This is a genomic window from Amycolatopsis sp. NPDC104819, from assembly GCF_055583145.1.
The window spans coordinates 167,331-187,440 of the sequence record NZ_JBVJON010000010.1; the positions used below are offsets into that span (position 1 = coordinate 167,331).

Genomic DNA, 20,110 nt, shown 5'->3' on the forward strand with positions numbered 1-20,110 from the left:
TTGGTCCCGCCCGCGGGTTTGTCAACCGGCTCCGCTAACGTTCGCGGGGCAGCGGCTGCGCCGAGCAGTGACTGCGTCGTCACCCGACCTTGGATGGATGTTGCCCGACCAGCGCGAACTCGCCACCGCCGCCGCCCTCGCCCTCCCCCGGTTCGTGGGCTCGACCGCGCTGTTCCACGCGGCCGTCGCCGAGCGGATGGCCGTCACCCCCACCGAGCTGCACTGCCTGCACCTGCTGCACGGCGGGGTCAGCGACTCGCCGACCGAGCTCGCCCGGCTGCTCGGGGTGACCACCGGCGCGTTCACCCGGCTGCTCGACCGGATGGAGCGGCACCGGCTGGCCGAGCGCGCCAAGGACCCCGCGGACCGCCGCCGGCTCGTCGTCCGGCCGCTGCCCGACCGGATGGCGGAGCTCGCCGAGCTGTACGCGCCGATGGCCCTGTTCGTCGGAGAGCGGCTCGCACACCTCGACCGCCGTCAGCTGACCGCCCTGCTCGAGTTCCTCACCGACGGCACCGCCGCGGCCGAGCAGTCGACCCTCCAGCTCCCGGACGATGTGACCCACGCCATATCCAATTGACTAACTCTACGAATGTTGCGTTAGAGTGGTCGCACTATGAGGAACTGAACCGCGCCCATCCCGCTTCCGAGGCGGCACCCGGTCGAGCCTGACGCTCCCGCGTGCCACGACGCCCGGCGGGATCTCCGCTTCTTCTCATCCGGGCCCGGTGATCGCACATGTCCACCCTCTTTCCCTTGCAGGCCAAGGACGTCGTCTTCGGCTACGGCACCCGCGTCGTCCTCGACGGCGTCTCGCTGACCGCGTCCGCCGGGCAGCGGCTCGGCCTGGTCGGCGAGAACGGCACCGGCAAGTCCACCCTGCTGCGGCTGCTCGCCGGGCTCGAAGAACCCCGCTCCGGCGAGGTGCGGCGCGGCCCGGACGTCGGGTTCCTGCTGCAGGAGCTGCCGTTCGCCCTGGACGCGACCTTCGCCGACGTAATCGACGACGCACTCGCCGAGATCCGCGCCGCCACCGACCGGCTCGAGGAGCTGACCACCGCCATGACCGACCGTCCCGACGACGCGGACGTGCTCGAGGAGTACGGCCGGGTCCTGGAGTGGGCCCAGGCCCACGACCTCTGGGACGCCGACCGGCGCGCCAAGCTCGTCTGCGACGGGCTCGGCCTCGGCGGGGTCGAACCGGACCGGCGGCTCGGCACACTGTCGGGCGGGCAGCGGTCACGGCTCGGCCTGGCCGCGCTGCTGGTCCGGCGGCCGGAAACCCTGCTGCTGGACGAGCCGACCAACCACCTCGACGACACCGCGATGGACTTCCTGGAACGCCACCTCACCGAGCTGACCGGGATCGTGGTGCTGTCGTCACACGACCGGGTGTTCCTCGACGCCGTCTGCACCGACATCGTCGACCTCGACCCGGCCGCGGCCGACCGGCAGGCCGGCGGCGCGGTCCGCTACGGCGGGACGTACACCGACTACCTCGGCCACAAGAAGGCCGAGCGCGCCCGCTGGGAGCAGCGGTTCGCCGAAGAGCAGGAGGAGCTGAAGGAGCTGCGGGAGACCGTCGCGGTCACCGCGCGGAACGTCGCCTACGGCCGTGGCCCGCGGGACAACGACAAGTTCATCCACCACTTCAAGGGCGCCCGCGTCCAGAAGACGATCTCCCGGCGGGTGCGCGACGCCGAGCAGCGCCTGGAAAACCTCGAACGCGACCAGGTGCGCAAACCGCCGGCGCCGCTGCGGTTCCGGGCCGAGCTCACCGGTCATGCGACCGGTGACGGGCCCGCGATCTCGGTGCGCTCACTGGAGGTGCCGGGCCGGCTGAGCCTGCCCCGGCTGGACGTCGACGGCGCGGCGCGGCTGCTCGTCACCGGCGGCAACGGCGCCGGGAAGTCGACGCTGCTGTCGGTCCTGGCCGGGCGGCTGACTCCGGCGGGCGGAAGCGTCCACTTCGGACACGGGGTGCGGGTCGGGCTACTGGAGCAGGACGTCGTGTTCGCCGATCCGGAGCGGACGGCGGCCCGGGTGTACCGCGACGCGCTCGGCGAGGACGCTCCTCCGCTGAGCCACCTCGGCCTGCTCGCGTCCCGGGACCTGCGGCAGCCGGTGGGTGCGCTGTCCGTGGGCCAGCGACGGCGGCTGGCGCTGGCGGTGCTGCTCGCCGAACCGCCCGACGTGCTCCTGCTGGACGAGCCGACGAACCACATTTCGCTGACCCTGGCGGAAGAACTGTTCGCGGCGCTGGAGACCGCGCCGGGCGCGGTCGTCATCGCGTCCCACGACCGGTGGCTGCGCCGGGACTGGGCGGGTGACCACCTGGAGCTGGCCGCCGGCCGCCCCGCCGCAGTATAGGTCGTTATACACCGATCAGGGCGGAGCTTTCACGTGAAAGCTCCGCCCCCGGTGGTCAGAGGGTGATGCCGAGGAGGGCGTCGACGGCGATGCGGATGAGGCCCGGCGCCGCCGGGTCCGTGCCGTCCCGGCGCAGGGCTTCGGTCGCCCACGCGTCCACCGCCGCGAGCGCCTTCGGCGTGTCGAGGTCGTCGGAGAGGTGGTCGCGCAGCCGCGTGACGGTGTCCTCCGCGGACGGTCCCGTGGCGAGCGAGACGGCCTCGCGCCAGCGGGCCAGCCGCGTCTCGGCCTCCGTGAGCAGCCCGGCCGTCCACGCGCGGTCGGCGCGGTAGTGGCCGGCGAACAGGGCGAGCCGGATCGCACCCGGGTCGACCTTGTCGGCGCGCAGCCGGGAGACGAACACCAGGTTCCCGCGTGACTTCGACATCTTCTCGCCGTCGAGGCCGATCATGCCGGCGTGGACGTAGTGGCGGGCGAACTGCCCGTCCTTGGCGACGGCTTCGGCGTGCGCCGCGCTGTACTCGTGGTGCGGGAAGATCAGGTCCGACCCGCCGCCCTGGAGGTCGAACCCGAGGCCCAGCCGGTTGACCGCGATCGCGCTGCACTCGATGTGCCAGCCGGGCCGGCCGGCGCCGAGCTCGGACTCCCACGACGGCTCGCCTTCGCGGGCGGCGCGCCACAGGAGCGCGTCGAGCGGGTGGCGCTTGCCGGCGCGGTCGGGGTCGCCGCCGCGCTCGGCAAAGAACTTCGCCATGGTCGCCTCGTCGTAGTTCGACTCGTAGCCGAACTTCCCGGTCGCCGTGTGGTCGAAGTAGACGTCCGGGAACTCCGGGTCGTCGGCCCGGTACGCGCTGCCGTTGGCCAGCAGCTTCGCGATGACCTCGACGATCTCCGGGATGCTCTCGACGGCGCCGACGAACTGCTTCGGCGGCAGCACCCGCAGGGCGACCATGTCCTCGCGGTACAGCGCGGTCTCGCGCATGCCGAGCACGACCCAGTCGTCGTGGTCGCGCTCGGCGCGCTCCAGCAGCGGCTCGTCGATGTCCGTCACGTTCTGCACGTAGTGGACCTCGTGCCCGTTGTCCCGCCACACCCGGTTCACCAGGTCGAAGGTGAGGTACGTGGCGGCGTGGCCCAGGTGCGTGGCGTCGTAGGGCGTGATGCCGCAGACGTACATCCGGGCGGTGGCGCCGGGCGCGGTCGGGCGGATCTGCCCGGTGGCCGTGTCGTGGAGCCGCAGCGGGCGGGGGGTGCCGGGAACGCGGGGCACGTCGACCGATGACCAAGTCTGCATACCCTCGACTGTAAGCGTTCGTTCCGGCGCCCTCCCGCCCGGTGGGAGTCGTCCCCCACGTGGAGCAGTTGCTACTCCCGGCGTGCTGCGTTCGCCCTGATCGCGTCGCGGACGAACACGCCGATGCCCGGCCGCTGTTCGTCCTCGCGGACCAGGAACGCGAGCTGAGCCGGCTCTGTGACGTACAGCTCACCGATCCGCCGCTGCGTCGTGTAGGAGCACTCCCCCATGACCCGGCTCAGCATCGTCCGGTGCTCCTCGGCGAGGTCCATCGCCTCGGCGCCGTCCGGGGCGCCGCCCGCGTCGAGGAGCGCGGTCAGCCGGCGCACCCAGTCCTGCCGGGCCGCCTCCCCCGCCGCCAGGTCCTCCTTGGACGGTGTGGCCGCGCCCTGCCACTCGGGCGTGTTCCCCCATCGCTGCGCGGCTTCCTCCGCGTAGCCGGCCGGTTCCGTGAACCCGCCGAACACTTCGAACTTCTCTTCGGGCGTCAGTGCGTTGCCCATGGCTCTCGCCTCCATCACACGATCGACGGCCGCGACCATCCGCCCGAGCTCCCCGATGCGCTCGACCAGCAGCTCCCGCTGGCGTTCCAGGTGCGCGTCGGCGTTGATGCCCGGGTCGTCGACGAGGGTCGCGATCGTCTCGAGGGGGAACCCGAGCTCCCGGTAGAACAGGATGCGCTGCAACCGGTCGAGATCGTCGTCGTCGTAGCTGCGGTACCCCGACGGCGTCCGCCCGCTCGGGCTGAGCAGGCCGATCTCGTCGTAGTGGTGCAGCGTCCGGACGGTGATCCCGGCCAGCGCGGCGACCTTGCCCACGGGGTGGCCCATCGTTGCCCCTCCTCTTCCGGCCGGTGTGGCCCTTGCGGTGCCCACCGTGGTGCCTCACGCGACGTGAGGGTCAAGCGTCACCCTTCCGTAGCCGTCGTCGCGCGGCGGGCGCGGTTAGCCTGTCCCGATGAGCACGGAGGTCGCGGTGGGCAGCGCGGGCGTCGTGTTCGTGCTGGTCGCGGTGGTCCTCTTTGGTCTGCTGCGCCGGAAGCGGCGGCCGGTCCCCGGCACCCGGGCGGTCTTCGGCTCCCTCCCGCGTGAACCACTCTCCCCCGTGCGCCGCGCCGCGCTGCTGTCCCGGATCGAAGACGCCTTCGCGGCCGGCCGGTTCTGCGTCCTGCTCGGCGGCAGCGGCGTCGGCAAGACCCACCTGGCCGCCGCGTTCGCCCGGGAGAGCCGCTCTCCCGTGGTCTGGATCGCCGCGGAGGACACCGGGAACGCCGTCCTGACGTACGCGGAGCTGGCCGACGCCGGACCGGACGCCGAAGCGGCCGCCCGCGCGGGCCTGGCCTGGCTCGACGGCCTCGACGACGCGCTCGTGGTCTTCGACGGCGCCACCGACCCGGACGCGCTCAACCGGTGGCTGCCCGCGCGGGCCCGGGTGCTCGTGACGACGACCGTGCCGGACTTCGAGGTCCTCGGCGGCACGGTCCCGGTCGGCGGCTTCGCCGAGGCCGAGGCGACGCGGTTCCTCGACGCGCGGACGGGCGGGGAGTCCACTCCGGACGTGGTCCAGGAGCTGAGCTGCCTGCCGCTCGCGCTGGCCCAGGCGGGCGCGGTGCTGCGGCGGCACGGCCTCGCGGGGTACCTCGACCGGCTGCCGCACACGCCGCCGCTGGAGCACGAGCCGGGTGAGGCCCTCCCGGCCCGCGTCGAGGACACCACGCTCGCCGCGCTGCGGATGGTGGCCACCCGGGACAGCCGCGCGCTGGTCGTCGCGGAGCTGCTGGCGGTGCTCGCGTCGCGGGGCGCGCGCCGCACGCTGGTGCACCGCGCCGGACCGGACCCGGTGGCGGTCGACGCGGCGCTCGCCGGCCTCGCCGAGGCGTCCCTGGCGGAGTTCGACGTCCGCGACCAGGTCGTCGTGATGCACCGCCTGACCCAGCGGGCCGTGCTGGGCCGCCTGCACGCGGAAGAACGGCTGGCGCCGGCTCTCGACCGGGCGTTCGCCGTGGTCGAGGCGGGCGACCCGGGTGTGGACCTGGTCGGGCATTCCGCGGCCCTGTGGCGGCACTTCCGCGCGCTGCCCGCCGCCGAGCTCACCCCACGGCTCGGCCGGATCCTGCGGCTGCGCCGGCGCGCGGTCGAGGTGCTCGCCGAGGCGGGCGCGCTCGCCCAGGCCCGCACGCTCGGCCGCGAGGTGCTCGCCGACCACCACGCCTACCTGCCCACCGGCCACGAGGACACCGCCCTCGCCGCGCGGGCGCTGTACCGCGCGGGCGAGCGGGTGCCCCGGGCCGGGTGACGCGGGTCAGCGTCGCCGGGTGCGGAGGTAGTCCCCCACCACGGCCGCGCCGAGACCGTCGAGATCCGGCGCCACCACCCGGCCACCCGACCGGCGGGCGATCACGTCGACGAACGCCGTCAGCCGGGGGTCGTCACCCAGGCGGAACACCGTGATCGACGCGCCCAGCTTGGCCAGCCGGTCCACTTCGGACAGTGTCTTGTGGAGGGTCCGGGGCTGGGGCGGGTAGTCGAAGACCGCCTCGCCGTCCGGTTCCAGGTGCGCCGTCGGCTCGCCGTCCGTCACCATCAGGACCACCGGCTGCGCGTCCGGATGCCGCCGTAGGTGCTGGCCGGCCAGCAGCAGCGCGTGGTGGGCGTTCGTGCCCTGCTCCCACGCCCCTTCCAGCCCGACCAGCTCCGGCAGCTCCACGGACATCGCGTGCCGGCCGAAGGTGATCAGCTGCAGCGCGTCGTTGCGGAAGCGGGTGCTGATCAGCTGGTGCAGCGCGAGCGCGGTGCGCTTCATCGGCAGCCAGCGGCCTTCCTGCACCATCGACCACGACGTGTCGACCAGCAACGCCACCGCGGCGCGGGAGCGGTGCTCGGTCTCCACCACCTCGACGTCCTCGACGTCCAGCCGGACTGCGCTCTCCCCCACCGACACCGACCGCAGCACGGCGTTTCGGATCGTCCGCGGCACGTCCCAGGGCTGCATGTCCCCGAACCGCCACGGCCGCGACGCCCCGGTCGGCTCACCCGCCGCGCCCGCCGACTCGGTCTCGCGGTCGCCGGTCTTGCCGCGCAACGCGTTCACGATGTCGGACAGCGCTGTCTCGCCGAGGCGCCGCAACGCCTTGGGCGACAAGCGAAGCGTGCCGTCGGCGGCCCGTTCGAACAGGCCCTGGCGGCGCAGCTCGCGCTCCAGTTCGGACAGTCGCCGGGCGTCGACCCCGGCGTCCTTGCCGAGCTGGCGCTCGAGGGATTCGAGATCGATGTCCTCCAGCCGCGCGCCCGGGTAGGACTGGCTGAGCTGCTCGGCCAGCGCGTCCAGCTCGGCGAGGTCGGCCATCGCCTGGGCGCCTTCGCCCATGCCCAGGGGGTTCTTGCCGCGGAAACGCTCCGAACCCGTCCAGTCTTCGCCCGGCCGGGCGGCTTGCAGCTGAGCGTCCAAATTGGCCAGTTGCTGCGCGAGCCGCGGGTCGCCGAAGGCCTGCTGGGTCAGCTCGGCCAGCTCCGCGCGCTGCTCGGCGGACATCGAGTTGAGCATCCGCTGGGCCGCGGCGGACCGCTCGGCAAGCGCGTCGATCAGCTCCTCGACGGTGCGCGGGTTCTCCGGGAAGAACTCGCCGTGCTTGCCCATGAAGTCTTCGAAGCGCTCCTGGATGTCTTCGGCGCCCTGGGCGTGCGCGGCGAGCAGGTCGTTGAGGTCGGAGAGCATCTCGTTGATCCGCTCGACGTCCTCGGGACCGGCGTTCTGCAGGGCCTGCTTCATGCCCTGGAACCGCGACTCCATCAGCTCCTGGCCGAGCAGGTCCCGGATCTGCTGGTAGTTCTCCCGGCCCTGCTCGGACCGCCAGTCGTAGTTCGCCAGCTCGTTGACGGCCGCGGCCGTGCCCGGCGGAAGCGCGTCCAGCTGCGCCTCGCGGAAGCGCGCTTCGTCGTCCGGGTCGGGGAACAGCTCACGCCGCTCCGCATCGAGGGCCTCCTGCAGCAGGCGCTGGACCTCCTGCAGGGTGCCGTCGAGGTTGTTGCGCCGCTGGATCTGCGACCGGCGCTGCCACAGGCGCCGGGTGAGCTCGTCCAGGCCCGAGGTGCGGTCGGTGCCGCGCCGCAGGAGCTCCTCCAGCGCGGACCGCGGTGACGACCCGGCCATCACCTCGCGGCCGATCTCGTCGAGCGCGTCCCGCAGGTCGGCCGGCGGCGCGAGCGGGTCCGGCCCGTCGTGCCACGGGCCGTAGGAGTAACCGTCGGGAAGCGGGACCGCGGTCATCGGCCGTAGACGGTGGTCGTGTCGTCGGAGTCCTTGGCCAGGCGCCGGGCCAGGAACAGCGATTCCAGGGCGAGTTCGACGGCCGCCGCGATGCGCCCGGCCGGTTCGTCGGCCTGGACGCCGGCGCGCAGGGCGACCTCGTGCAGCACCGGCAGCTCCGGCAGGGCTTCGAGGACGTCCTTGCCCGGGACGCGCTCGCCGGTGGCGACCAGGTGGCCCTCGGCGACGGCGTCGGCCAGCGGCCGCAGGTCCAGCCCGGCGAACCGCTCGCGCGCGGTCTCGGCGACGGCGCGGCGCAGCAGGTGCACGAGGTGCTCGATCTCGCGGCCTTCCTCGCCGGGCTCGAACTCGATCTTGCCGCGCAGCACCGACGGGACGGCGTCGAGGTCGACCGGCCGGGCCACGGGGGGCTCTTCCCCGGTCAGGGCCGAGCGGCGCAGAGCGGCGGCCGCGACGGTTTCGGCCGCGGCGACGGCGAAGCGCGCCGACACGCCGGAGCGCTGGTCGATGACCGGCGATTCACGGAGGTTCCGGACGAACCGGGCGAGGACCTCCAGCAGCGGCTCGCCGACCTCGGCGACCAGGTGGGCCTCCTGCCGGACGACGGCGACCTCGGACTCGACGTCCAGGGGGTAGTGCGTGCGGATCTCGGCGCCGAAGCGGTCCTTCAGCGGGGTGATGATCCGGCCGCGGTTGGTGTAGTCCTCGGGGTTCGCGGTCGCGACGAGCAGGACGTCCAGCGGCAGCCGCAGGGTGTACCCGCGGACCTGGATGTCGCGCTCCTCCATCACGTTGAGCAGCGCGACCTGGATGCGCTCGGCGAGGTCGGGCAGCTCGTTGATGGCGACGATGCCGCGGTGGGCACGCGGGACCAGGCCGAAGTGGATGGTCTCCGGGTCGCCCAGGCTGCGGCCTTCGGCGACCTTCACCGGGTCGACGTCGCCGATCAGGTCACCCACCGAGGTGTCCGGCGTCGCGAGCTTCTCGGTGTAGCGCTCGGACCGGTGGCGCCAGGCGACCGGCAGGTCGTCCCCGAGCTCGGCGGCGCGGCGGATCGACGCGGGCGTGATCGGCTGGAGCGGGTGCTCACCCAGCTCGGAGCCCTCGATGACGGGCGTCCACTCGTCGAGCAGGCCGGCGAGGGTGCGCAGCAGGCGGGTCTTGCCCTGGCCGCGTTCACCGAGCAGGACGACGTCGTGGCCGGCCAGCAGCGCGCGCTCGAGCTGCGGCAGCACGGTGCGGGAGAACCCGACGATGCCGGGCCAAGCGTCTTCGCCCGTCTTCAGGGCGTTCAGGAGGTTGTCGTGGATCTCTTGCGCGATGGGCCGCGGCTCGTACCCGGCCGCGCGCAGGGCCCCGGCGGTGCGGGGAAGAGCGTCTGGAACAGCGTTCACCCGTTCGACGCTACTGCCGGATCGGCGGCCCGTCGACGTGGAGCGACTCCAGCGTGGGCGCGCACCCGCGGCGGGAGGCGGCCCGGTAAAATAGGGCGTCGTGTGCCGACCCAGTGCGACCTTCGCCGTCTGGTCCAGTGCGTGGCTGAACGGAGCCGCCGCGTCCGACGATGTGCTCGACGCCCTGCTCGCGTGGGGTGAAGCCCATGACGTCGTCGCTGCCGACGCGGCCGCGGCGGAGGCGTTCACCCTCCCGCTGGCCTTCAACCGGGCGGCCACCCCGGTCCAGCTGCTGATGGCCCTGCGTTCGCAGGGAGCGAAAAGCATGCAGCTGGTCCTCCCGGTCCCGGGCGACGTCCGCGGCCTCGGCGGCGGCGGCCCGTTCACCGAAGCGGCGTTGCGCGCCGGCGACGCGCTGGTGCTCGCCGACCTCGGTTTCGGGCTGGTGCCGGAGCCGATCGCCGAAGGCCTGGTGCGCTGGACGGTGTATTCGGTCTCGGCGGCGCCCGCGCCGGAGTTCGTCGGGCTCGCGGAGGCCGAGCACGGCCTGACGGACGCGATCCGCAACAGCGCGGGCGCGCTCCAGGCGCTGAACGTGGCTTCCGACCGGCCGGGCGTCCGTGCCGAGCTGTCGGCGCACCTGCGTTCCCGCCCGGACGTGGACTGGCCGGCGGGCACGCCCGGGCGGGCGTTGCGGGTGCTGCAGCGGGCGGAGGAGATCGCGGCGATCCTCGCGATCGCGTCGTCGGACGACCCGGGCGGCGCGTTGTCGGCGTCGGCGTCGAACCTGCGCGCGCAAGCCCTGCGGCCGCTGTCGGACGCGGTGCGGACGGCCCGGTGCGCGGCGGTGAACGAGGCCGTGCGGGTGTTCGCGGAGCAGACGGCCCGCGAGGGTTAGCGGGCCGGGCGCTTCGCCGGTTCGCAGCAGGCCACCGCGCACGGCGCCCCGTTGACCGTGCAGCCCGCTGCCGGAAACGGGGACAGCTTCCGCGGCTTCACCCCGTGCGTGTGCTCGCGGACCAGCTCGACCACCAGCTCCGCGAACCGCGGGTCGCTGCCCGCCGTCGCCGCGCGGGCGAACGCCATGCCGTGCTCGGCCGCTCGCTCGGCCGCTTCGTTGTCCAGGTCCCAGATCACCTCGAGGTGGTCGGACACGAACCCCACCGGCGACACGACCACGCCCGGGACCCCCGCCGCGTGCAGCGCGTCGATGTGGTCGACGATGTCCGGCTCCAGCCACGGCACCTGCGGCGGCCCGGACCGCGACTGCCAGACGACGTCGTACTCCTCGATGCCCGCTTCGGCCGCGACCAGGCGAGCCGCCTCCGCGATCTGGCGGGAATACCGACCGCCGCCCTCGGCCGGGGGGCCCGACGCCCGGTCTGCGCTCGACGGGACCGAGTGGGCCGTGAACACCGTGCGGATGCCCGGTGCGTTCCCGAGTGACGCGTGGGCCGCGCGGACGCCGTCCGCCACCGCCGACACGAACAGCGGGTGGTCGAAGAACTGGCGCAGCTTCACCAGTTCGGGTGCTTCGGCACCGACCGCGGCCCGGGCGCGCTCGATGTCTTCGTCGTACTGACGGCACGCCGAGTAGCCGCCGTACGCGCTCGTCGGGAAGACCAGGATCCGCTGGGCGCCCGAAGACGTCAGCGATTCGAGGGTGTCCTCGACCATCGGGTGCCAGTTCCGGTTGCCGAAGTGCACCGGCAGGTCCATCCCGGCGGCCGAGAGCTGCTTCTCGACCGCGGCGATCGCGTCGCGGTTCAGCTTGGTGATCGGCGAAACCCCGCCGAAGTGCCGGTAGTGCTCGGCGACCTCGAGCAGCCGGTCGCGGGGCACTCCCCGGCCCCTGGTGACGTTCTCGAGGAACGGCATGACGTCTTCGGGCCCTTCCGGACCGCCGAACGAAAGCCACAGCAACGCGTCGTATCCCACCCCTGCCATCTTGCCGATGTGGCGGCCCGCACGCTGACGCGGGCCGGTTATGAATCGACCGGTCCAAAACCCTGGTACGGTGGTCGCATGGCCAGGCCACGGGAGTTCGACGAGTCCGCCGCCGTCGAGAGCGCGATGAACGCGTTCTGGGACCGCGGCTACGAGGCGACGTCGACGCAGGACCTGTGCGAGGCCACCGGGCTCGGGCGCAGCAGTGTCTACAACACCTTCACCAGCAAGCGGGCCCTGTTCGGGCGGACGTTGGCGCACTACAGCGCCCGCGGGCTGGCCGGCCGGAAAGCGGTCCTGGACGGCCCCGGCACCGTGACCGAACGCATCGCGGCGATGTTCGGCGAGATCATCGAGGAAGAGCTCGACCACGGCCGCCGCGGCTGCCTGGTCGTGAACACGCTCGCCGAGCTCGGCACTCCCGACGACGAGATCGGCGAAGCCCTGCACCGCGACACCGCCCACCAGCTCGCCCTCCTCGCCGAGTGCGCGCGGGAAGGCGTCCTCGACGGCAGCCTGCAGCCCGGCCGCGACCCGGCCGACGTCGCGGAGTACCTGCTGAGCACCATTTCCGGGCTGCGCCTGATGTCCCGCCGGGGCGCGAGCGGCGAAGCCATGCACGCCGTCGCGGACCTCGCCCTCGCCGCCGTCACTCGCTGAGCCCCGCCCGACGACCGTCCAGTCGTGCCGCAATTTTGAACCGTCCGATACAGAATTGAGGAGACCCCGTGCCCCTGGCCGTCTTCGTCCTCGGGCTCAGCGTGTTCGCGCTGGGCACGTCCGAGTTCATGATCACCGGCCTGCTCCCCGGCATGGCCACCGACCTCGGCGTGAGCATCCCCGACGCCGGGCTGCTGATCTCCGCGTTCGCCATCGGCATGGTGGTGGGCGCGCCGCTGCTGGCGATCACCACGCTCCGGCTCCCCCGCCGCCGGACGCTGCTGGCGCTGCTCGCCGTCTTCCTCGGCGCCCACGTCGTGGGTGCCCTCGCCACCGGGTACGCGCTGCTGTTCGCGACGCGGGTCGTCGCGGCGCTCGCCTGCGCGGGCTTCTGGGCCGTCGCGGTGGCGACGACGATCGCGCTGGTCCCCGTCGAGCGGCGCGGGCGCGCGATGGCGGTGCTGGTCGGCGGGCTGACCGTGGCGAACATCGCCGGGGTGCCCGCCGGCACGTTCATCGGCCAGCACGCGGGCTGGCGGACGGCGTTCTGGGCGGTGGCGGCGGTGACGCTGCTGGCGGCGGCCGGGGTGGCCGCGCTGGTGCCGGAGACGACCGGCGGCGGACTGGACGTCCGGACGGAGCTGCGGCTCTACCGGCGGGGCCGGGTGTGGCTCGCGCTGGGCGTGATCGCGTTGTGCCAGGCCATGATCTTCGCCGCGTTCAGCTACCTCGCCCCGCTGCTGACCGAGACGGACGGCCTGCCGGAGTCTTGGGTCCCGGGTGTCCTCGCGCTGTTCGGCGTCGGCGCGCTCATCGGCATCACGGCCGGCGGGCGGCTGGCCGACCGGCACCCGTTCGCGACGCTCTACGGCTGCATCGGGCTGGCGCTGGTGTCCCTGCTCGTCCTCGCGCTGACCACCGACCCGGTGGTCGCCGTCGCGGCCGTGCTCGTCTTCGGGGCCGCCGGGTTCGGCGCGAACCCGGCGTTGAACGTGCGGACCTACGCCGTCGCCGGCGGCACGTCGACCCTGGTCGGCGCCAGCACGACGGCCGCGTTCAACGTCGGCAACACGATCGGGCCGTGGCTGGGTGGTGTCGCGATCGGCGCCGGTCTGGGCTTCCCCAGCGTGGCGTGGACCGGGATCGCCCTCGGCGCGGCGACGGTGGTCGCCCTCACGGTCGCGGTCGCCGTCCAGCGGAACGACGACCGCGAGCCGATCACCGTGTGAGGCTCAGATGCCGAGGGCGTGGACCCCGCCGTCGACCATGATCATCGAGCCGGTCGTGGCCGGGAGCCAGTCCGACAGCAGCGCGCAGACGCTCTTCGCCGTCGGGTCCGGGTCCGAGCTGTCCCAGCCGAGCGGCGCGCGGTCGCCCCAGCCGTCTTCGAGGTCCGAGAAGCCCGGGATCGACTTCGCGGCCATGGTCTTCATCGGGCCCGCGCTGACCAGGTTGACGCGGATGCCCTGCGGGCCCAGCTCCTTGGCCAGGTACCGGTTGACCGACTCGAGCGCGGCCTTCGCGACACCCATCCAGTTGTAGACTGGCCACGCGACGCGGGCGTCGAAGTCCATGCCCACGATCGAGGAACCGCGCCCCAGCAGCGGCAGGCACGCCTTCGACAGCGACATGAACGAGTACGCCGAGACGTCGATGGCGACCTTGACGTCGTCCGCTGGCGCGTCGAGGAACGGCGCGCCGAGGCAGCTCTGCGGCGCGAAACCGATCGAGTGCAGCACGCCGTCGAGGCCGTCGACGTGCTCGCGGATGTTGTCCGCGAGGCCGTCGAGGTGCTCCTGGTTGGTGACGTCCAGCTCGATCACCGGCGCGGGCTGGGGCAGCCGCTTCGCGATGGTCTTGACCAGCGACATCCGGCCGAAGCCGGTGAGCACGACCGTCGCCCCTTCCTGCTGCGCGATCTTGGCCGCGTGGAAGGCGAGCGAGGCGTCGGTGATGATGCCGGTGATCAGCAGGCGCTTGCCTTCGAGCAGTCCGGGCACGGGTCCTCCAGGTCTTGGGTTCGGGAAAACTAGAGAAGGGTCAGTGGCCGAGGCCGAGGCCGCCGTCGACGGGCAGCACCGCGCCGTTGACGTAGCCGGCTTCGTCCGAGGCCAGGTAGCGCACGGCGGCGGCGATCTCCGACGGCTCGGCGTACCGGCCGGAGGGCACCTGCGCGAGGATCTGCTTCTTGCGGTCCTCGGACAGCTCGTCGGTCATGTCGGTGTGCACGAACCCCGGCGCGACGACGTTCGCGGTGATGTTGCGGGAGCCCAGCTCACGGGCCAGCGAGCGGGCGAAGCCGACCAGCCCGGCCTTGCTGGCCGCGTAGTTGGCCTGCCCGGCCGAACCCGAGAGGCCGACGACGGAGGAGATGAAGACGAACCGGCCCCACTTGCCGCGCAGCATCCCGCGCGACGCGCGCTTCGCGACCCGGTAGGCGCCGGTCAGGTTGGCGTTGATCACGCGCTCGAACTGGTCGTCGCTCATCCGCATCAACAGCGTGTCATCGGTCAGGCCGGCGTTGGACACCAGCACCTCGACCGGGCCCTGGTGCTCCTCGACCAGCTTGAACGCGGCGTCGACCTGCTCGGAGTCGGTGACGTCCGCCTGGACCCCGAACAGCCCTTCGGGCGCGCCCGAACCACGGTGCGTGACGGCGACCTGGTGTCCCTGCTCCGCGAGGTCCCGGGCGATCGCCAGACCGATGCCCCGGTTGCCCCCGGTGACCAAGACCGACCGTCCCACTGTGTTCTCCCTCTTCGTCGACCGTGCGCGGCTGTCGGGCACGAGGTTATCGGCAGCTCCGCCGGGCCGCGCACCCGCGCCCGGGGTGTCCGCGACCGTCCTAAGCGGGTGTTAGGAACTGCCCTCCGACCTTGCTGGTTACCCGCTGGTTGGTCACCGTGAGTCGCAACACAGGAGGTCGACGATGACAACCCGGATCAGCGGCGCCAGCACGGGGGCCGTCAGCGAGAAACGCGTGATCGGCAACGTGCTGCGCGGCTCCATCGGCAATCTGGTCGAGTGGTACGACTGGTACGCCTACGCGGCGTTCACCACGTACTTCGCCAAGTCGTTCTTCCCGACGACCGACACCACGGCCGCCTTCCTCGGCACCGCCGCGGTGTTCGCGGTCGGGTTCCTCATGCGCCCGCTCGGGGGCTGGATGCTCGGCCGGTTCGCCGACCGGTTCGGCCGCCGCAGCGCGCTGGTGCTTTCGGTCACGCTGATGGCGGGCGGGTCCCTGCTCATCGCCGTCACGCCGAGCTACCACACGATCGGCCTGGCGGCGCCGATCCTGCTGCTGGTCGCCCGGCTGATCCAGGGCCTGTCGGTCGGCGGTGAGTACTCGACCTCGGCGACGTACCTGTCCGAAGTGGCCACGCCGGGCAAGCGCGGCTTCTACTCCAGCTTCCAGTACGTGACGCTCTACGGCGGCCAGCTGCTCGCCCTGGGCCTCCAGCTGATCCTGCAGGGCCTGCTCACCGAACAGCAGCTGACAGCGTGGGGCTGGCGGATCGCGTTCGGCGTCGGCACGGTCGCCGCGCTCAGCGTCATGTGGCTGCGGCGCGGGATGGACGAGTCCGAGAGCTACACGCGTGAAGCGGACGAAGCCAAGACGACCGGCGAACGCGGCACGCTGCGCGCGCTGGCCAAGTACCCCAAGGAGATCGCGCTCGTCGTCGGCCTGACGCTGGGCGGCACGGTGGCCTTCTACACCTTCGCCACCTACAGCCAGAAGTTCCTCGAGAACACCGCCCACATCCCGCGGCGCACCGTCACGATCATCCTGTTCTCGGCGATCCTGCTGGCGGCGATCCTGCAGCCGCTGGCCGGGAAGCTGTCCGACCGGATCGGCCGCCGCCCGCTGCTGCTGTTCTTCGGCATCGCGGGCACGCTGCTCACCGTGCCGATCATGACGCTGATGGGCTCGACCCGGAACCCGGTCGGCGCGTTCCTCCTCGTCCTGGCCGGGCTCGTCGTGGTGGCGGGGTACACGTCGATCAACGCGATCGTGAAGGCCGAGCTGTTCCCGACGAAGATCCGCGCCATCGGCGTCGGCCTGCCCTACGCGCTGACGGTCGCGATCTTCGGCGGCACCGCGGAGCTCATCGCGCAGGCGCTGAAGAGCGCCGGGCACGAGTCGGTGTTCTTCTACTACGTCGCGGGCTGCGTCCTCGTTTCCCTGATCGTCTACGGCACAATGCGGGAAACTTCGAAGACGTCCGAGCTCGAAGAGCGCTGAGAAAGGGATGACCGTGCGCGTGCTCCTCGTCGAAGACGACGCGGGGGTCGCCGCCGCGCTCGCCGAGTCGCTGCAGGCGCGCGGTCATCCCGTCACCAGCGTCGGCCGCGGGGCCGACGCCCTGCACGGCCACCGCGACGCCGACCTCGTCCTGCTCGACCTGGGCCTGCCCGACATCAGCGGGCTGGACGTGCTGCGCAAGATCCGCGCGGTCTCGCCGGTGCCGGTGATCGTGCTGACCGCCCACGGTGACGAGCGGTCCGTGGTGCGCGGCCTGCGTCTCGGCGCGGACGACTACCTGGTCAAGCCGGTGCGGCTGGCCGAGCTCCTGGCCCGGATGGACGCCGTCGTGCGGCGCGCGGTGGCCCGCGACGCGCCGGCCGGCGACGTCGTCCGGTTCGAGGACGTCGAGATCGACCTGCGCGCCCGCCGGGTGCGGGTCGCCGGGAACGACATCTCCTTGACGCACAAGGAGTTCGAGGTGCTGGCCGTGCTCGCCGCGCGGCCCGGCACCGCGGTCAGCCGCCAGCAGCTGATGGACGAGGTGTGGGGCGACGCCTACCTCGCGGTGTCGCGCTCGCTCGACGTCCACCTGACCGGGCTGCGCGCGAAGCTGGACCGGCCGGGACTGCTCACCACGATCCGCGGCTTCGGCTACCGGCTCGGCCGGGACTGACCCCGTGCGCGCCCGGCTGCTCGTCGTCCTGGTCGCCCTCGCCCTCGCGGTGGTCGCCGCGTTCGCCGTGCCGCTGCTGACGTCGACGGCCGAGCAGCGGACCCAGGAGCTGGTCATCTCCCGCACCGCCGACGTCGACCGGTTCGTCGTGCTGGCCCAGCAGGCCGTCGACACGCGCGACCCGGCGGCGCTCGCCGCCGACGCGGCCCGCTACGCCGAGCTGTACGGCGAAGGCGTTGTCATCGTCGACGCCCGGCGCGTGCCGCTGGTGCAGGCGGGCGGGCTGACCGCGGCCGACCCGGCGGTGCACACGCTGGTCGAGGCGACGATGCGCAACGAGCCGGCGCCCCGCGTCGACCGGCTCGGCCCGTGGTCAGCCGAACCGGCCTACTTCGCGCGGCCGGTCGGCACCGGCACGCGGGTGTCCGGCGTGGTCGTGCTGCGGGCGTCGGTGACGGCGGCGGCCGCGGACGTCGCCACCCGCTGGGGCACCATCGGCGCCGGCGCGCTGCTGGTCGCGGTGGTGTTCGTGCTGTTCGCCGTGGTGCTGGCCCGGTGGATGGTGCGGCCGCTGCACGAGCTGGAGACCGGGGTGCTGGCCGTCGCCGCCGGGCACCGCGCGCACGTCCCGGAACGCGCCGGGCCGCGTGAGCTGCGGTCGCTGGCCGGGGAGGTCAACCGGATGTCCGAGGCCGTGCTCGAAGCCGCCGACCAGCAGCACCGGCTGGTCGCCGACGCTTCGCACCAGCTGCGCAACCCCTTGGCCGCGCTGCGGCTGCGTGTCGACTCGCTCGCCGGGCGGGTCGAGGGTGACGAGGCCACCTACCGCGCGACCGTCCCCGAGGTCGAACGCCTGGAGAAGCTCCTCGACGGGATGCTGGCGCTCGCGCTGGCCGAGAGCACCGCCACGCGCGTCGCGGCCGGGGGCGCCGACGAGTCCTGCGACCTGGCGTCCGTGCTCGCCGAACGGGTCGACGCGTGGCGGCCCGTGGCCGACGACGCCGGTTCGGGGCTCGTCCCGCCACCGGGCCACGATGCGCCGGTGACCGTCCGCTGCCCCGAGGGCGAGCTCGCGCAGATCCTCGATGTGTTGCTGGACAACGCCGTCCACTACGCCGGGCGCGGCGCGAAGATCACCACGGACTGGGAGGCGGGCGCGGACACCGCGACGCTCGTCGTCCGCGACGACGGGCCCGGTCTGTCCACTGAGGACAGAGCACGGGCCACCGAACGGTTCTGGCGCGCGGGTGGTGAGGGCGCGCCGCGCGGCACCGGGCTCGGGCTGGCCATCGCGCAGCAGCAGGTGCGCACCCGGGGCGGGGTCCTGGACCTGCGCCAGGCCGAGCCGCACGGCCTCGAAGCCCGCGTCACGCTGCCGCTGCGGGAGGCGCCGCGATGACCTTCACCCGCCGCACCGCCCTGCTCGGCGGCCTGGGTCTCGCCCTGGCCGGCTGCTCGACGTCCGGCTACACCGGCGCCGAGCGCGCGGTCACGATCGCGGCCGGCGAGCGCGGCGGGTTCTACCTGGCCTTCGCCGAGCTGCTGGTCACGGAGCTGAGCCGCGCGGAGCCGCTGCTGCACGCCACCGCCGTGCCGACCGAGGCGAGCGTCGCCAACGTCGGCCTGGTGCAGCGCGGGCAGGCCGACCTCGGGCTGGTGCTCGCCGACGTCGCCCAGACCGCGCTCGGCGGTGGCGCGCCGTTCGGGGCGCGGGTGCCGCTGCTCGCGCTGGGCCGCGTCTACGAGAACTACCTGCAGCTCGTGGTGCGGGCGGACGGGCCGGTGCGCCGGCTCGCCGACCTGGCGGGCCGGCCCGTATCGCTGGGCGCGGGCGGCTCCGGCGCGGCCCAGCTCGGCGAGCGCCTGTTCGCCAAGGCCGGCGTCACCGTGGACGCCCGGCACCTGCTGTTCGACGACGCCGTCCAGGCGCTGGCCGGCCGCCGGATCGACGCCATGCTGTGGTCCGGCGGGGTGCCGACCCCGAAGCTCGCCGACCTCACCCGGACGACGCCGATCGCGCTCCTCCCGCTCGACACGCTCGTCCCGCCGCTGCGGGCGGCGTACGGACCGGTGTACGACCAGGTCCAGGTGCCCGACGGCGCGTACCGCGGGGTCGGGGCGCTGGGCACGATCGGCGTGGCGAACCTGCTGGTGTGCTCCCCCGCGCTGCCCGCCGACGTCGCCACCGCGGTGGTGCGACTGCTCGTCGAGCGCGCGACCGCCCTGGTGCCCGCGGAGGCCGTCGGGACGCAGTTCCTCGACGTGCGGACGCTGATCGGCACCCAGCCGGTGCCCCTGCACCCGGGCGCGGCGGCCACCTACCGGGCCCTGCACGGCTGACCGCTAGATTGGCCTTCGTGACCGCACCCCGCCGCCCGATCGTCGAGATGCCGCTGCGTGTGCGCTACCACGAGTGCGACGGCCAGGGCATCGTGTTCAACGCCCACTACCTGGCCTATGTGGACATGTGCGCGTTCGAGACGGAGAAGGCGCTGTTCGGCTCGCACGAGGAGTTCCTCGCCCAGGGCACCGACGTCGTGGTCGCGGAGGCGAACCTCAAGTACCGCGCGCCCGCCCGCTACGACGAAGAGCTGGTCGTCTCCCAGTACCTGAGCCACCTCGGGACGACGTCGATGATCTTCGACTTCGAGATCCGCCGCGCCGGGACACTCGTGCTGGCGGCGAACATCCGGTACGTGTTCATCGACCCGGCGACGCTGCGGCCGGCGGCGCCCCCGGACGCCGTCCGCAAGGTCTACGCGGCCCTGCTGCCCGAGGCCTGAGCCGTGTTCCGCGTTCTCTTCTACCAGCCGGAAATCCCGCCTAACACGGGCAACGCGATCCGCCTCGCGGCGAACACCGGGTGCGAGCTGCACCTCGTCGAGCCGCTGGGGTTCACGCTGGAGGACAAGCAGCTGCGCCGGGCCGGGCTCGACTACCACGACCTCGCGCGGGTGCGGGTGCACGCGTCGCTGGCGGAAGCGTGGGAAGTGTTGCTGCCGGCGAAGGTCTACGCGTTCAGCGCGTCGGCGACGCGGCTGTACACGGACGTTTCCTATGCGGCCGGAGACGTGCTGCTGTTCGGGCCGGAGTCGGTGGGCCTGCCCGACGCGGTGCAGCACGCGCCGGAGGTGACCGACCGCGTCCGGCTGCCGATGCTGGCGACGAGCCGCTCGCTCAACCTGGCCAACACCGCGGCGATCACGGTCTACGAAGCGTGGCGGCAGAACGGCTTCGCGGGCGCGTGATCACCGTCC

The 20,110-nt window shown here is 73.1% G+C and carries 19 protein-coding genes; 12 read left to right on the forward strand and 7 right to left on the reverse strand.

All coding sequences use genetic code 11. The features are described from left to right. The first annotated feature begins 100 nt into the window (after nt 1–100). Together ACZ63E_RS30790 and ACZ63E_RS30795 are read left to right on the forward strand one after the other, a co-directional pair. Nucleotides 101–580, forward strand: a complete 480-nt coding sequence (locus tag ACZ63E_RS30790) for a MarR family winged helix-turn-helix transcriptional regulator (protein ID WP_465305633.1) — start codon at nt 101–103, stop codon at nt 578–580. 158 nt (nt 581–738) lie between these two features. Further along, nucleotides 739–2,370, forward strand: a complete 1,632-nt coding sequence (locus ACZ63E_RS30795) for an ABC-F family ATP-binding cassette domain-containing protein (protein WP_465339650.1) — start codon at nt 739–741, stop codon at nt 2,368–2,370. Between the two features lie 55 nt (nt 2,371–2,425). Here ACZ63E_RS30795 and mshC read toward each other — a convergent pair whose 3' ends face one another. Both mshC and ACZ63E_RS30805 read right to left on the reverse strand, forming a co-directional pair. Next, nucleotides 2,426–3,664: a cysteine--1-D-myo-inosityl 2-amino-2-deoxy-alpha-D-glucopyranoside ligase gene (mshC, locus tag ACZ63E_RS30800; protein WP_465339651.1), complete on the reverse strand. Its 1,239-nt coding sequence runs from the start codon at nt 3,662–3,664 to the stop codon at nt 2,426–2,428. Between the two features lie 71 nt (nt 3,665–3,735). Further along, nucleotides 3,736–4,494 (reverse strand): MerR family transcriptional regulator, encoded by a 759-nt coding sequence (locus ACZ63E_RS30805; protein ID WP_465339652.1) that lies wholly within the window; start codon nt 4,492–4,494, stop codon nt 3,736–3,738. A 127-nt stretch (nt 4,495–4,621) separates the two neighbouring features. Here ACZ63E_RS30805 and ACZ63E_RS30810 point away from each other — a divergent pair, with 127 nt between their 5' ends. After that, complete coding sequence (locus tag ACZ63E_RS30810) at nt 4,622–5,959, forward strand: hypothetical protein (RefSeq protein WP_465339653.1); 1,338 nt, start codon at nt 4,622–4,624, stop codon at nt 5,957–5,959. A gap of 6 nt (nt 5,960–5,965) precedes the next feature. On the opposite strand, the gene ACZ63E_RS30815 is transcribed toward ACZ63E_RS30810, so the two are convergent. Both ACZ63E_RS30815 and ACZ63E_RS30820 read right to left on the reverse strand, forming a co-directional pair. Continuing rightward, nucleotides 5,966–7,930 carry a vWA domain-containing protein gene (locus ACZ63E_RS30815; protein ID WP_465339654.1) on the reverse strand — a complete coding sequence of 655 codons (1,965 nt, stop codon included), beginning with the start codon at nt 7,928–7,930 and terminating at the stop codon, nt 5,966–5,968. Continuing rightward, nucleotides 7,927–9,324 carry an ATP-binding protein gene (locus ACZ63E_RS30820; RefSeq protein WP_465339655.1) on the reverse strand — a complete coding sequence of 466 codons (1,398 nt, stop codon included), beginning with the start codon at nt 9,322–9,324 and terminating at the stop codon, nt 7,927–7,929. Before ACZ63E_RS30820 ends, ACZ63E_RS30815 begins: the two co-directional genes overlap by 4 nt. A 100-nt stretch (nt 9,325–9,424) precedes the next feature. Here ACZ63E_RS30820 and ACZ63E_RS30825 point away from each other — a divergent pair, with 100 nt between their 5' ends. Further along, entirely contained in the window at nt 9,425–10,222 is a 798-nt protein-coding gene (locus ACZ63E_RS30825; protein WP_465339656.1) for a hypothetical protein, read from the forward strand. On the opposite strand, the gene ACZ63E_RS30830 is transcribed toward ACZ63E_RS30825, so the two are convergent. Further along, nucleotides 10,219–11,262, reverse strand: a complete 1,044-nt coding sequence (locus ACZ63E_RS30830; RefSeq protein WP_465339823.1) for a ferrochelatase — start codon at nt 11,260–11,262, stop codon at nt 10,219–10,221. The genes ACZ63E_RS30825 and ACZ63E_RS30830 overlap by 4 nt on opposite strands. Nucleotides 11,263–11,349: 87 nt before the next feature. Here ACZ63E_RS30830 and ACZ63E_RS30835 point away from each other — a divergent pair, with 87 nt between their 5' ends. Together ACZ63E_RS30835 and ACZ63E_RS30840 are read left to right on the forward strand one after the other, a co-directional pair. Beyond that, a complete protein-coding gene (locus ACZ63E_RS30835) occupies nt 11,350–11,931 on the forward strand; it encodes a TetR/AcrR family transcriptional regulator (protein WP_465339657.1) in 582 nt (193 codons plus the stop codon). A 68-nt stretch (nt 11,932–11,999) separates the two neighbouring features. After that, nucleotides 12,000–13,160 carry a Cmx/CmrA family chloramphenicol efflux MFS transporter gene (locus ACZ63E_RS30840; protein ID WP_465339658.1) on the forward strand — a complete coding sequence of 387 codons (1,161 nt, stop codon included), beginning with the start codon at nt 12,000–12,002 and terminating at the stop codon, nt 13,158–13,160. A gap of 3 nt (nt 13,161–13,163) precedes the next feature. On the opposite strand, the gene fabI is transcribed toward ACZ63E_RS30840, so the two are convergent. Together fabI and fabG are read right to left on the reverse strand one after the other, a co-directional pair. Next, the gene (gene fabI / locus ACZ63E_RS30845) at nt 13,164–13,931 is read right to left on the reverse strand and encodes an enoyl-ACP reductase FabI (protein WP_465339659.1); all 768 of its coding nucleotides are present in this window, start codon (nt 13,929–13,931) and stop codon (nt 13,164–13,166) included. Between the two features lie 40 nt (nt 13,932–13,971). Then, nucleotides 13,972–14,676, reverse strand: a complete 705-nt coding sequence (gene fabG, locus ACZ63E_RS30850) for a 3-oxoacyl-ACP reductase FabG (RefSeq protein WP_465339660.1) — start codon at nt 14,674–14,676, stop codon at nt 13,972–13,974. Between the two features lie 184 nt (nt 14,677–14,860). On the opposite strand from fabG, the gene ACZ63E_RS30855 reads away from it, so the two are divergent. Genes ACZ63E_RS30855 through ACZ63E_RS30880 form a run of 6 tightly spaced genes read left to right on the forward strand, consistent with a single transcriptional unit; the run spans nt 14,861 to nt 20,101 of the window. Further along, complete coding sequence (locus ACZ63E_RS30855; RefSeq protein ID WP_465339662.1) at nt 14,861–16,177, forward strand: MFS transporter; 1,317 nt, start codon at nt 14,861–14,863, stop codon at nt 16,175–16,177. 7 nt (nt 16,178–16,184) lie between these two features. Further along, nucleotides 16,185–16,853, forward strand: coding sequence for a response regulator transcription factor (locus ACZ63E_RS30860; protein ID WP_465339663.1), 669 nt, complete (start codon nt 16,185–16,187; stop codon nt 16,851–16,853). A 4-nt stretch (nt 16,854–16,857) separates the two neighbouring features. Next, a complete protein-coding gene (locus tag ACZ63E_RS30865; protein ID WP_465339664.1) occupies nt 16,858–18,252 on the forward strand; it encodes a sensor histidine kinase in 1,395 nt (464 codons plus the stop codon). Then, the gene (locus tag ACZ63E_RS30870; RefSeq protein ID WP_465339665.1) at nt 18,249–19,193 is read left to right on the forward strand and encodes a TAXI family TRAP transporter solute-binding subunit; all 945 of its coding nucleotides are present in this window, start codon (nt 18,249–18,251) and stop codon (nt 19,191–19,193) included. Before ACZ63E_RS30865 ends, ACZ63E_RS30870 begins: the two co-directional genes overlap by 4 nt. 17 nt (nt 19,194–19,210) lie before the next feature. Further along, nucleotides 19,211–19,636, forward strand: coding sequence for an acyl-CoA thioesterase (locus ACZ63E_RS30875; RefSeq protein WP_465305202.1), 426 nt, complete (start codon nt 19,211–19,213; stop codon nt 19,634–19,636). 3 nt (nt 19,637–19,639) lie between these two features. Continuing rightward, on the forward strand, nt 19,640–20,101 hold the full coding sequence (locus tag ACZ63E_RS30880; protein WP_465339666.1) for a tRNA (cytidine(34)-2'-O)-methyltransferase: 462 nt from the start codon (nt 19,640–19,642) through the stop codon (nt 20,099–20,101). Nucleotides 20,102–20,110 lie beyond the last annotated feature (9 nt).